The following is a 13,019-nucleotide window of genomic DNA, read 5'->3' on the forward strand; positions in this document are numbered from 1 at the left end:
CAGCTCTATACCGTCGGCCTGAAAGCAATGTACCAGCAACTCGGCCAACTCCGTGCGTAACATCAGGTACTTATCAGGCATCAGCCGGTTGTTCCAGCAGCGCGTTCTGCCAACGGAGTTCATCGGGACTGATGGGGTAGGGTGCGTTGTGGCGAATGGTTTGAAACACGGCATCGAACAAGCCCAGATAGTTGCCAGGCGCAGCAAAGTCGGCAGAAGTGACAAGGGTGCCATCTGCCGATGCCAGCGTTAGCCGGCCTTCCTGACCGGGGTTTTCGTGGCCGTAGCCGGGAGCCAGCGGCGAGAGGCCCTGCAGTAATTGGGCTTCCTGGTTATCGGTGCGGGCTTTTTGGTAGCTGCCTTGCGTGCCGTGTAGCACGTAAGCCGGGCCGGGGTCGGCCACGAGCAGGCCGCTGGTCAGCCACACGTTCAGGCCGGCCGGGTAGCGCAGATGGATTGAGAAAAAGTCGTCGACCTGCGTGCCTGGGCGAAACTTGCCCATGGTTTTGTGAGCGCTGAGCGGCTGGCCAAACAGGCTGATGGCTTGGTCTAGCAGGTGCGGCCCCAAGTCGTAGAGCAGGCCGCTGCCGGGCCGGGGCTCTTCCTTGAATTTCTTCACGTTCAGGCCGGGTTTGTAGCGGTCGAAGCGCAGGTGGGCCTCGATGAGCCGGCCGAGCTGGCTACTTTGCACCACGCGGGCCACGGCCCCGAAGTCACTGTCCCAGCGGCGGTTCTGGTAGGCCAGCAGGTGGCGGCCCATTTGCTGCGCCAGGGCCAGCAGCTCCTCCAGTTGGGCGACCGATGTGGCCACGGGCTTTTCCAGCAGCACGTGCTTGCCGGCGCGCAGGGCGCGGGCAGCCAGGTCGAAGTGGGTATCGTTGGGCGTGTTCACCACTACCAGCTCCAGAGCGGGGTCGGCCAGAAGCTGCTCCACATCGGGGTAGCTGCGGATGGTGGGGTAGTCGAGGTGCATCCGGCGCTCGGTGCGCTCCACCACGGCTTGCAGGTCGAACCCCGGATGCGCGGCCAGAAATGGGGCTTGAAAAAGCTTGCCGGACATACCATAAGCCAGCAGGGCCGAGCGGATAGGAGCAGTTGACATAGGGAAAAAACAATGAAGCGTTGCACAAATGAACCGCTCAGCAATCGGAACCAAGCGGGGTAGGCTATAGCGTGCCGGCTACCTGGCCGGCGGATTACGCGCGTGAAAGTGGGATAATAAAAGGAACTCGAAAAAGTGCGTTATTCGGAAAATTATTGATAATCAGAATGTACTGCGCATTTGTTCTGGTGGTTGGGTAGTTGCTTTTTTGATTCTGCCTAACTTGTACCGGGCTTTTTAGCGCAACTGCTGGCACTATCCTGCCGCCTAGGCGTTTGCGGTGAACAAGCAGCCAACTAAACCTGTGTCGTTGCTGGCGCGGGGCAAAGGGAGTTGCTGTCCTGGCAATGTGTTTGCCAGGGCGGTAGCCCACGGCTTACCTGGCAGGCCAGTATTTCAGATTCATTACTTTTTATGAAGCAGATAGGTGTTTTTATCGCGTTGCTGAGCTTGCTGGTGGGTGGCTATTGGCCGGCGCAGGCGCAGACCAAGCAGCCGGCGGCCACCGGAGCAGCCGCGCCCGCCCCGCGCTACCAGGTGGGCAAGCTCTCGACCGACCCGGTTCAGTACATCACCGATGTGCAGGCCATGATGGCCAGCACCAATAACGCCGGGGCCCGCGTCATCGCCGCCCGCCTTAAGGAATTGTGGACTTCCAACCGCCTCACCAGCTCGCAGCAGGCCCGCATCGTGGCGTTGTCGCAAACCATGCTGGCGAAGAAGTTTCGGCCCCGCCCGCACTTCGAAAACCTGTTTGGGGCCATCTTGAACGGTGTTATCCTGGCCAAGCTCAAGGACCAGCAGATGGACCAGTACCTCGACGTGCTGGGCCAGACCCTGGAGAAAGAAGCGCCGCAGGAAACCGATAAGTTTATCGCCAGCACCAACCGGTTTTTCACCGGCGGCTACCTCTACCGTTCGGGCTATAATACGCTGCGGGCCGTGGGGGGCACGGTATCGTTTGCCTATTCGCCCATTGCCGCGCCGGTTTCCAACCTGGAGTTTGGCGCGCCCGAGCCCGCCCCGAAAAAAGAAGCGCCGCTGCCTGCCGCCAAAAAGCCGGCCGTAGCCAAAGCACCGGTAAAAGCTGCCCCCAAGCCCGCTGCCAAGAAAAAGGCCAGCAGCAGCGGCTGGGATACCGCCGATATGTGGTCGTCGCCCTCGGCCGGAGGCTGGGGCGATGACGACGGCTGGGGCGCACCCGTAAAAAAGAAGGCTCCGGCCAAAAAGCCCGTGGCCAAAACCGCTACCAAAACTACTCCGGCCGCCGCTGCCAAAGAGGCCGCGCCGGTAGCCAGGTCCTCGGACTTCGACGCGCCCACGGCCTCATTCGCGCCCTCGGCGCTGCCCTACGATGAGTACCTGGCCCCGCCCGCCCGCGGTGCGGTCATCGTACTGAAGGACGCTGACCTGTTCATCGCCACGGCCGGTGATTCCGTGTTTTTGAAGAAAGTGAGCGGCACGGCCGTGCCCAATACCGGGCGGTTTCTGGCCACCAGTGGGCAGCTGGTGTGGTCGGTGAAGACCAACCTGGTAACGGCCGAGATGGCGGGCTTCGACTTCGATATGACCAAGCCCGAGTTCACGGCCCAGCCCGTGACCCTGACTTACCCGGCCGTGCTGGAAGCGCCCGTTAAAGGTGCGCTCAGCTACAAGAGCGTGCGGCGTAAGCCCGGTGCGCCCGACACCGGCTACCCGCGCTTCATCTCCCTCACCAACGATGCCCGCATCAAGAATCTGGGCGACAACCTGCAGTACCGGGGTGGCCTGTCGATGGCCGGCGGCAAAATCCTTAGCGCCGCCCTCGATGGCTCGCTGTCCAACCTCACGGTGAGCCTCGACGGCAAGCCCAAGTTCAAGGCGACTTCGCGGGCCTACGTGCTCGGCGACTCGCTCATTACCGCCAACCGGGCGGCCATCACCATTTACCAGGGGGCCAAAGACTCGGTGACGCACCCCGGCACGCAGCTCAAATACTCGAAGGCCAAGCAGCAGCTCAAGCTTTCGCGGGAAGAAGGGCTGTACAAAAACACGCCGTACAGCGACTCCTACCATCAGCTCGAAATTCGGACCGAGGCCCTGACCTGGAATCTGCGCCAGCCCACCATCGACTTCGCGGTGCTGTCGTCGAAAAACCAGCAGTCGGCCGATTTTGAGAGCAAGGAGTTCTTCACTAATAACCGCTACCAGCAGCTCAAAGGCATCAACCGGCTGCACCCGCTGCAAATGCTGGTGGGCTACGCCCAGGCGCACGAAAACGTGAAAACCGTGAACGTGAGCAACCTGGCCACCGACCTGAAAACGTCGTTGCCCAACATGCGCTCCGACATGGCCGGCCTGGCCCGCGACGGCTACGTGGCCTGGAACCCCCAGACCGGCGACGTGACCATTCTGCCCAAGGGCGCGCACTACGTGGCCGCCGCCCGCGACCGCAAAGACTACGACCACATCGCCATCAAGTCGCTCTCGGGCTCGGGCCGCAACGCCACCCTCAACCTGAACACCAACGAGCTGCTGGTGCGCGGCGTGGAGCGCTTCAACTTCTCCGACGACTCGGCCATGGTGTATGTGAAGCCGGACAGCGCCATTATCCGCATTCAGAAAAACCGCGACATCAAGTTCAGCGGCGCGGTGGTGGCTTCGGCCATGCGCTTCAAGGGCCGCGAATTCAATTTCAACTACGACGGCTTCTACATTGACATGGCCAAGATTGACTCCATCGTCATTCGCAGCGAGGCCAAGGATGCCAAGGGCAAGCCCACTGGCAAGCACGCCGACTTCGCCCTCACCAACAAGGGCAAGGTTTCGACCGGCCGCCTCTTCCTCAACGACCCCAAGAATAAGTCGGGCCGCAAGAAAAAAGGCCAGTACCCGGCCTTCGACTCTAAGAGCGGGGCCAACGTGTATTTCGGCAACCAGGGCGTGCTCGGCGGCGTGTACGACTCAACGCTGGTGTTCGACATTCCGCCCTTCCGGCTCGACTCCCTCAACGGCATCGGCAAATCGAGCGCTGGCTTCGAGGGCACGTTCCGTAGCGGCGGCATTATTCCCGATATCAAAACCAAGCTCACGGTGCAGGAAGACGGCTCGCTGGGCTTCGTGTACGACGTGCCGAAGGACGGTTTCCCGCTTTATAAGGGCAAGGGCCGGGTATTCAACAAGGTGAAGGTGAACGGCCGGGGCCTGCAGGCCGATGGCACGGTGACCTACCAATCGGGCACATTCACCTCTAATAGCTTCGTGTTCTACCGCGACTCCGTGGTGACCGTGGGCCGGACCGGAGCCATCGCGGCCAAGAAGGAGGAAGGCGTCGACATTCCGAAAATGAATTTGCCCGCCGGCTACCTCATGAACTGGAACGTGCGCCAGGACTCGATGTACCTCACCACGCCGCGCACCGGCGAGGCCATTCGCCTCTACTCCGCCGCCGACCAGAAAGCCAAGACCGTCACGGCCTACAACTTCAAGGGCACGGCCCTGCTGACGCCCAAAAACGCGGGTGGCAACGGCCGCCTCGAAGGGCCGCAGTCGTTCATCAAGTCGCCGGAATTCACCTTTAAGTCCGACAGCTACTCGGGTCGCAAGGCCACGCTCAGCGTGAAATCGGGTGAGGCCAATAAGCCCGCCCTGACCGCCAACGAGGTGGCCTTCGACTACAACCTGAAGAAAGGCTTTGCCGATTTCAAGCGCGAGCCAGGCAGCAAGGCCAGCATCGATTTGCCGTACTCAAAGTTCAAAACCACGCTCAGCGGGGGCCGCTGGGACTTCAAGAAAAAGCAGGTGAAGCTGCGCGTGGAGCCCGGCGCCGACTCCACCAAGTCGTACTTCTACTCTACCAACCCCAACCAGCAGGGTCTGAAGTTCAAGGCCGTGACCGGCGTGTACGACCTGGCCAAGTACCAGATGAAGGTGGGCGGCGTGCCCTATATCGCAGCCGCCGATGCCTGGATTACGCCCGACTCGGGCAAGGTTATTATCCTGGCCAACGGCCGCATTCAGCGCTTCCGAAACGCGGGCATCGTGCTCGATTCGCTGGCCAAGTTCCACAAGCTGTACAATGGCAGCGTGGAAGTGCTCTCGAAGGTGGCCTTTGCTGGCAACGCGCTCTACGGCTTCAAAACGGCCCGCGACTCGGTGGCCCTGCGCTTCACCAACTTCTCGCCCGACCAGGCGTCGATGCTGGTGGGCAAGAGCAATGCGAACAAAGCCGCCCGCAAAACCAAGGACGAGTTTGACGGTGGCTCGGTGGGGGCCAGCAACGGTGCCGCCACCGTGGCCACCGCCAACGTGGATGCCAACACCCGGTTCAATCTCACGCCGCGCATCGGCTACCGGGGCAGCGTGCAGCTGAATTCGCAGCGCCGGGGCTTCGCCTTCGATGGCCAGGTGCAGCTGCAGTTCGGCAAAGACCGCAACTCGGCCGAGTGGATTGCGGTGAAGGACTCCATCGACCCCAAGAACTTCAGTCTCAACCTGACGGATATCAAGGCCGAGGACGGTGCCCCGCTGGTGACCGGTTTGTTCGTGTCGGACCAGACCAACAAGCTCTACCCGCTGTATGCCTCCACCGTGCCCGGCCCCACCGACGTGCCCATCTTCAAGGTAGACGGCAAGCTGCGCTACGACGATACGAAGGGCATTTACACCATTTCGCGCAACGACCTGAGCGACGTGAACGCCTACGAGGGCGCGGCGTTCTCCTACAGCGACAACACCAACGCCGTCACCTTTCGGGGGCCCATGAGCTTCATTACCCCCACCAAGGACTACAAGATGATGGGCAGCGGCGTGGGCACCGCCAACCCCGACAGCGCCCGCTACTCGGTGGATGCCCTGCTGGCCATCGACATCAACATGCCGGTGAAGGCCATCGACATCATGGGGGCCGAGATGGCCAAAATCACCAAAAATTCGCCCGAGGCGCAGGACGGCTCCACCAACGAGCTCTACAAGCTGGGCCAGTTCATCGGCGACAAGGGCGTGGAGAGCTACGCCGCCCGTCGCGGCGTGGCCGACCCGCTCATCAAGCTTTCGCCCAAGCTGGCGGCGCACACCATCCTGCTGAGCAAGGTGAACCTGCGCTGGAACGAGAAAAAGCACGCCTGGCATTCGGTGGGCCAGCTCGGCATTGCCGGCGTGGGCAAGCAGGCCCTCAACGCCCTGATTGACGGCTACCTCGAAATCCGCCGCGAAAACGGCACCGACCTCGTGGAGCTGTACCTCGAACCCGAGCCCCAGTCCTGGTACTACTTCAAGTACGCCAACAACCTGCTGCTGGCCAAGTCGCAAAGCGAAGGCTTCGACGCCGAAGTGGGTGGCAAGGCCAAGGGCGACTACCAGACGGCCACCAGCTACGGTGCTTTCCTGGCCGACTTCACGGATGTGGACGCCTTCCGCTCGCATTTCCTGAAGGACTTTTTGGGTAAGTCGGGCAAGCTGGCCGCCCGGCCCGTGGCTCCGGAGCCCACCGGCAACTTCGATGTGTTGGAGGACAAGAAAAAGAAGAAGAAAAACAAGGGCGACGACGCGTTCGGCAGCACCGATGCCCCGGCTAATCCCGATGCCACCGAGGCCGCTCCCGAGCCCGCCAGGAAGAAGAAAAAGCTCAAAGCCAACGACCCCTTCAGCGACGGCGTGCTCGATGACCCGGCTCCGGTTCCGGCCCCCGCCAAAAAGGAAAAAGCCAGGGACAAAGCCGCCGATACGCCGGCCCCAACCACCGCGCCTGCCAAAAAGGAAACGGTGAAGGAAAACCCTGCCGACGCCCCACCCGCCGCTCCCGACCCCGCCCAGGCCAGGAAAGAAGCCGACCGCCAGGCCAAGGAAGCCGAAAAGCTGCGCAAGGAGGAAGAGAAAAAGAAGAAAGAGGAAGAGAAGAAGAAAAAGAAGGCCACGGACGACCCCTTCGGCGACAGCTAGGCCTAATGGCCGTGCGCCGAAACAGAACGTCGGGCTGAGCGGTGCCGAAGCCTGACGTTCTGTTATTTTGTGCCTCCCCCCCCGATTTTTCTGCCCATTCCCCCATGCCTTACCTCTACATCGGCCTCGCGCTCCTCGCCGCCTACCTGCTCGGTTCCATTCCCACTGCGTTGTGGGTGGGCCGCCGCTTCTTCGGCCTGGCCGACATCCGCGAGCACGGCTCCGGCAATGCCGGGGCCACCAACACCTTCCGCGTGCTCGGCCCCAAAGCCGGTTCGGCCGTGCTGCTCATTGATGCGCTGAAGGGCTTCGTGGCCGCCTATTTCCTGCCCGCCTGGCTGGTGGCCCAGGGTGCCATCGCCCCCGAGCACGAGCTGTACTACCGGCTGGCTTGCGGCGCGCTGGCCGTGGTGGGCCACATCTATCCGGTGTTTGCGCAGTTCCGGGGGGGCAAGGGTGTAGCCACCATCCTGGGCATGATGCTGGGCGTGGCCCCGGCCACGGTGGGCGTGTGCCTGCTGGTTTTTATCGCAATGCTGCTGCTGTTCCGCTACGTGAGCCTAGCCAGCATGACGGCCGGCGTCACCTTCGCGCTGCTGCAGCTGCTGCCCCAGTTTCGGCCGGCGCAGCCGTTTATGGTGTACGTGGGCTTCGTGCTGGCGGCGCTGCTCATCTACACCCACCGGGCCAATATCGGCCGGCTGCGCAGCGGGACCGAAAGCCGGGTGCCGCTGTTTGGGCGGAAGTAACTCGTCTATTATTACTTATCGGCTATGCTTCGCTTCGTCTGCTTGTTTCTCCTTGTGCTGCCTGCCAGTGCCCAGAAATACAACGTTCCCCTCGCCGCCGCCCCCACCGGCTTTGCCTGGCAACCGCTGCCCGAGAGCAAGGCCGCGCTGCTCCTGCCCGAGGGCTGGGCCTACCAGGCCGAAGGCGAAAAGGGCAGCCCCACCTACTACCTCACCCGGGAAGCAACGGGCGAAAGCGGCGAGTACCAGACGGGGCTTTCGCTGCAAGTGGTGCGCAAGGTGAAGACCAAAACCGGCCGCCCGGCCCCGGAATACGCCGAGCTGCTGATGCTGCGCACAGGCTTCGGGCCAGGCCAGCAGCAGCTGGAAAAAGCCGCCTCCGTGGAAGGGCCGTTCTACAAGCGCACGGTGCGCTACCGCGAGGCCCCGCCCGAGGCCGAGGCCCGCGTGGTGTACCAATTAGCCCTGGCTAACGCCAAAACCGACACACTCTACCTGCTCACCTTCGAAAGCCCCGAAAAAGACTGGGCCGAGGCCTGGAAGCTGGGCGCGGTGATGGTGCGCGAGTTGGTGTTGGATGGGCGGCAGTAGCCGCCCGCGCTCTGCGTACCTCCGCGTATTCTCCGCGAACCTCCGCGGTAACTTCCCGCGCAGAACGCGCTACTTTTACCTACTCAAAAAAACACTCCAACCGCATGGCCAATTACCTGTCCGATAACCAAACCCGCTTTCTCGACGAGCTGCTCGATTGGCTCCGCATCCCCTCCGTGTCGGCTGACCCCAAGTTTCACGCCGATATCCTGAAGGCCGCCGACTACCTGAAAATGCGCCTCGAAGAAGCCGGCGTGCAGAACCTCGAAATCTGCCCCACGGCCGGCAACCCCATCGTGTACGGCGATTATATCACCGATGCCAGCAAGCCCACCGTGCTGGTATACGGCCACTATGACGTGCAGCCCGCCGACCCCTACGAGCTGTGGACCTCGCCGCCCTTCGAGCCGGTGATTAAGGACGGCAATATCTACGCCCGCGGGGCCTGCGACGACAAAGGCCAGGTGTACATGCACGTCAAGGCGTTTGAAATGATGATGCGCGACGGCCAGGGCGGCGTGCCCTGCAACATCAAATTCATGTTTGAAGGCGAGGAAGAAATCGGCTCCAACAACCTCGAAATCTTCGTGCGGGCCAACAAGGAGAAGCTCCAGGCCGACGTGATTCTCATTTCCGATACCGGCATGCTGGCCAACGACGCGCCCAGCATCGAGGTGGGCCTGCGCGGCCTGAGCTACCACGAAGTAACCGTGACCGGCCCCAACCGCGACCTGCACTCCGGCCTCTACGGCGGCGCGGTGCAAAACCCCATCAACGCCCTGTGCGAGATGATTGCCAGCCTGCACGACGCGGATGGTCGCATCACCATCCCCGGTTTCTACGATAACGTGGACGAGCTGAGCGCCGACGAGCGCGCCGAAATGGCCAAAGCCCCGTTCTCGGAAGACGAGTTCAAAAAGAGCATCGGCCTGCCCGCCAGCTACGGCGAAAAAGGCTACAGCAGCATGGAGCGCACCAGCATCCGGCCCACGCTCGACGTGAACGGTATCTGGGGCGGCTACACCGGCGAGGGAGCCAAAACGGTCATCGCCTCGCAGGCCCACGCCAAAATCTCCATGCGCCTGGTGCCCCACCAGACTTCGGCCGAAATCACGGCCCTGTTCCAGGCGCATTTCGCCAGCATCGCCCCGGCCGGCATCACCGTGCAAGTGCGCCCCCACCACGGCGGCGAGCCCGTGGTGACCCCCACCGACTCGGTGGCCTACAAAGCGGCGGCCGACGCCATGACCACCACGTTTGGCAAGCGCCCGGTGCCCACGCGCGGCGGCGGCTCCATCCCCATCGTGGCCATGTTCAAAACCGAGTTGGGCCTGGACACCGTGCTGCTCGGTTTCGGGCTTGATTCGGACGCCATTCACTCGCCCAACGAGCATTTCGGCGTGTTCAATTTCCTGAAAGGGATTGAGACCATTCCGCACTTCTACCGCAACTACGCGGCGGCCCAGTAGGGATTTGCAATCGCAAAAAAGCCCGGCTTCCGCGAAGGAAGCCGGGCTTTTTTGCGATTATCGGGGCGCTTATTTGCCGCGCATAAGTAAACCGTAGTCAATCAAAAAGAACGTCATTCCGAGCTTGCCGAGGAATCTCGCCGGAGTCATCCGCGCCGCCTACTGGCGCGAGCGAGATTCCTCGGCAAGCTCGGAATGACGTTCTTCTTTATCCGGTTACTTATGCGTGGGCACTTATTTGCCGCCAAACAGGTAGCCCAGCTGAAACTGGAACACCGAGTTGCGGGTCTTTTCGCCTGCCGATGGGTCGCTCAGGTCGGAGATGCCGCCGTTGTAGCGCACGCCCAGCTCCAGGCCCTGCGGCAACTGGTAGCCCACGCCGGCAATGTAGCCCACGTCCACTTTGCGGGTGCCATCGGTGCTGGTGCTGATGGTAGTATTATTGACTTCAAACTTCTGGCTGGCCAGGAAACCCACCTGTGGGCCGGCCTCGAAAAATAGACCATCGGCCTTCACGCGCAATAGCAGTGGCACGTCAACGTAGTTGATGCGAATCTGAGCAGTATTGCCGCCACCTGCGTATCCGCCGCCGCCGCTTGTGTATTTCACGCCCTTCTGGGAGAAGAGCACCTCGGGGTGCAGCGAAATAAGGTCGCTAAAGCTAAAGTCTGCCATCAAGCCAGCAGCAAAGCCAACCAGGTTTTTCTTGCTTTCGGTGTTATTGTTGGTCAAGCTGGCCAGGTTTACGCCCGCCTTGATACCGAAACGGGCTTCTTGGGCATTGGCAGCACTAGCTATACCAATGAGTAGGCCGAGAGAGAGAGAGACTTTTTTCATGGTGAGAAAGGAGAGTGAATCTGCCGTAAAGCTAGGGGTAATTATGTAATCAATTGAATTATTAAACAAATAATTGATTTAATGGCATTTGTGTATCCGGCATAAAAAAAGGCTTGGCTTCCTGATGAAGCCAAGCCTTTTTAAAATAGGAGAGGGTTAGTGCTTACTTGCCGCCGAACTCGTAGCCAACCACGAAGTTGAACGACTGGTTGCGCTGCTGGTCGTAGCGGTCGTTGTCTTTGCCTACGCTGCTGATGCCGCCGTTGAAGCGCACGCCCAGGCTCAGGCCGCTGGTGAGCTTGTAGCCCACGCCGGCCACGTAGCCCAGCGAAAGCCCTTGCAGGTCTTTGGTTTCAATGCGGGTTTTGGAGTCGCCGCCGCGCTTGGCAGAAATCAGGTAGCCCACTTGCGGGCCGGCCTCGAAGTAGGGGCCGTCGGCGTTCACCTTTAACAGAATGGGTAGGTCGATGTAGTGCAGGTCGAGCCGGTCTTTGCTGTCGTTGACTTGCGTACCCTTGAGGTTGTAGAGCAGCTCGGGCTGAATTGAGATGAGGTCGGAGAGGCCGAAGTTGGCCGTAACGCCGCCGAGCCCACCGAGCCCGTAGGAATAGCTGCTAACCTTGTTGCCAAACTTGTCGTCGTCACCGCTGAGTGTATTTGCAGAAATGCCGCCGCGGATACCGAATTTTACACCGCTTTGTGCGTGAGCGACGCTAGTCAGGCCGGCGAGCAGCGCCAGGGATAGAATTGTCTTTTTCATGATTGAGAAAAATAAAGAAGGGTGATTCTGAAGAAAATATATTGTGTGAGCTCCAGAACCATGGCTTATACTCCTCAGTAAGCACGTCGGGTTACAGAAAACAGCAAGTATTTTTTCTTTGCAACTTCCGCGTAATCGATAACGAGGCGCGGATGGTATTTTTGGGGTTCATCCGGCAGGTAAAATTAATATAGTTAGTATTGTATGTATATTAATTTTTCGTTAAGACTAGGTTTGCTAGTGTTGGGTTGGGGCGCATTTTTAGCGGCTCATGGCCAGGCCCCTGTCGCTCCGGCCCCCGATACCTTGGGGGGGCGAGTGGCCCCCCCGGCACCGCTCATCGTGGGCGCGTATGCGCAGGGCAGCATTATTATGGCGCACACTTACGCTATCCGGCATTTGGTGGCCTCGCATCCCACGGGTTTCGAGCTGAATCTTCAGCGCCAAACCACGGGCGCGGCTCCCTGGCACGAGTGGTACAAGTATCCCAAGGTGGGGATGGCCCTCACGTACTACGATTTTCATAATCCGACGCTGGGCTACGTGTTTTCGGCCAGCCCCTACATCAGCAAGACGTTTTCGCGCGGGCCGAAGCACGATTTCAGCTTCCGGCTGGGCGCGGGCCTGGCCTACCTCACCAACCCTTATAACCAAGATACCAACCACAAAAACACCATTGCCAGCTCGGCCCTGAATGCCACCTTGCAGTTTCGGTTCGAGTACGACTACGCCCTCACGCCGCACCTGGGCCTGCTGGCCGGCGTGGGGCTGAACCACTTCTCTAACGGAGCCACCACCAAGCCTAATTTCGGCGTGAACCTGCCCTCGGTGGTGCTCGGGCTGAACTACCACCAGCAGCGCCCCGCGCCCGGTTACCACGCCGGGGGCGGGCTGCCGGCCGATATCGGCCGCAACTTCATCAACGCCAGTACCAGTCTCGGCTTCAAGCAGCGCACCGAAGGCGACAAGCAGAAGTACCTCGTGAACTCGGTGACACTGGCCGTAGGCCGGCGCGTAAACCGCAAATCGAACCTGCTGCTGGGCCTCGAAGGCTTCCACGACCGCAGCCTGAAGGCCACGCTGGAGGACACCACCCGCGCCGGCGGCCAGCAGCCTGATGTGAAGAAGGCGGGCGTGTTCGTGGGCCACGAGCTGCTGTTTGGGCGGCTGGCTTTTGTGTCGCACCTGGGCTTTTACGTATATGCTCCCTACAAGTCGAGCACGGTCTACTACGAGCGCCTGGGTCTGAAATACCACTTCACCGATTGGCTGTTCGGCGCCGTGGACCTGAAGATTCATCGCGGCGCGGCCGATGTGATTGAGTTTAAGGTAGGAGCCAAGCTGCCCGGCAACGTGCCTGTCCGACGCTGATGGTGGCTTGATATCGGTGCAGAGCGGCGCCACCCTTAGGAGCGGTTTGAGTTAATAAAACGGTCATGCTGAGCTTGTCGAAGCATCTCTGCCGCTTCGTTGCACCGGCTCAAGCGAAGCGGTAGAGATGCTTCGACAAGCTCAGCATGACCGTTTTAAGTGGCCACGCATAAGTAACGGTGAATAATTGCGTGGTATTTTTGGCCTATGTTAGCTCCTTT

At 60.7% G+C, this 13,019-nt stretch carries 8 protein-coding genes; 5 read left to right on the forward strand and 3 right to left on the reverse strand.

The annotated features are described in order from the left end of the window. Nucleotides 1-73: 73 nt before the first annotated feature. On the reverse strand, nucleotides 74-1,102 hold the full coding sequence (locus tag IEW17_RS19785) for a Gfo/Idh/MocA family oxidoreductase (RefSeq protein WP_188563793.1): 1,029 nt from the start codon (nucleotides 1,100-1,102) through the stop codon (nucleotides 74-76). Between the two features lie 414 nt (nucleotides 1,103-1,516). Between IEW17_RS19785 and IEW17_RS19790 the strand changes: the two genes are divergently transcribed. The 4 genes from IEW17_RS19790 to IEW17_RS19805 all read left to right on the forward strand — a co-directional run bounded on the left by IEW17_RS19790 (nucleotide 1,517) and on the right by IEW17_RS19805 (nucleotide 9,830). Beyond that, nucleotides 1,517-7,021: a hypothetical protein gene (locus tag IEW17_RS19790; protein ID WP_188563794.1), complete on the forward strand. Its 5,505-nt coding sequence runs from the start codon at nucleotides 1,517-1,519 to the stop codon at nucleotides 7,019-7,021. A gap of 104 nt (nucleotides 7,022-7,125) precedes the next feature. Beyond that, complete coding sequence (gene plsY / locus IEW17_RS19795; protein WP_188563795.1) at nucleotides 7,126-7,770, forward strand: glycerol-3-phosphate 1-O-acyltransferase PlsY; 645 nt, start codon at nucleotides 7,126-7,128, stop codon at nucleotides 7,768-7,770. A gap of 24 nt (nucleotides 7,771-7,794) precedes the next feature. Then, complete coding sequence (locus IEW17_RS19800) at nucleotides 7,795-8,361, forward strand: hypothetical protein (protein WP_188563796.1); 567 nt, start codon at nucleotides 7,795-7,797, stop codon at nucleotides 8,359-8,361. Between the two features lie 104 nt (nucleotides 8,362-8,465). Continuing rightward, the gene (locus tag IEW17_RS19805; protein ID WP_188563797.1) at nucleotides 8,466-9,830 is read left to right on the forward strand and encodes a dipeptidase; all 1,365 of its coding nucleotides are present in this window, start codon (nucleotides 8,466-8,468) and stop codon (nucleotides 9,828-9,830) included. Between the two features lie 234 nt (nucleotides 9,831-10,064). Here the strand turns inward: IEW17_RS19805 and IEW17_RS19810 are convergent, their stop codons facing one another. Together IEW17_RS19810 and IEW17_RS19815 are read right to left on the reverse strand one after the other, a co-directional pair. Continuing rightward, nucleotides 10,065-10,667 carry a porin family protein gene (locus tag IEW17_RS19810; protein ID WP_188563798.1) on the reverse strand — a complete coding sequence of 201 codons (603 nt, stop codon included), beginning with the start codon at nucleotides 10,665-10,667 and terminating at the stop codon, nucleotides 10,065-10,067. A gap of 163 nt (nucleotides 10,668-10,830) precedes the next feature. Further along, the gene (locus tag IEW17_RS19815) at nucleotides 10,831-11,427 is read right to left on the reverse strand and encodes a porin family protein (protein WP_188563799.1); all 597 of its coding nucleotides are present in this window, start codon (nucleotides 11,425-11,427) and stop codon (nucleotides 10,831-10,833) included. Nucleotides 11,428-11,667: 240 nt separating this feature from the next. Here IEW17_RS19815 and IEW17_RS19820 point away from each other — a divergent pair, with 240 nt between their 5' ends. Beyond that, on the forward strand, nucleotides 11,668-12,798 hold the full coding sequence (locus IEW17_RS19820; protein WP_229749159.1) for an acyloxyacyl hydrolase: 1,131 nt from the start codon (nucleotides 11,668-11,670) through the stop codon (nucleotides 12,796-12,798). Nucleotides 12,799-13,019 lie beyond the last annotated feature (221 nt).

The sequence above is a fragment of the Hymenobacter frigidus genome, assembly GCF_014640435.1.
In the GTDB taxonomy this organism is placed as follows: Bacteria; Bacteroidota; Bacteroidia; order Cytophagales; family Hymenobacteraceae; genus Hymenobacter; species Hymenobacter frigidus.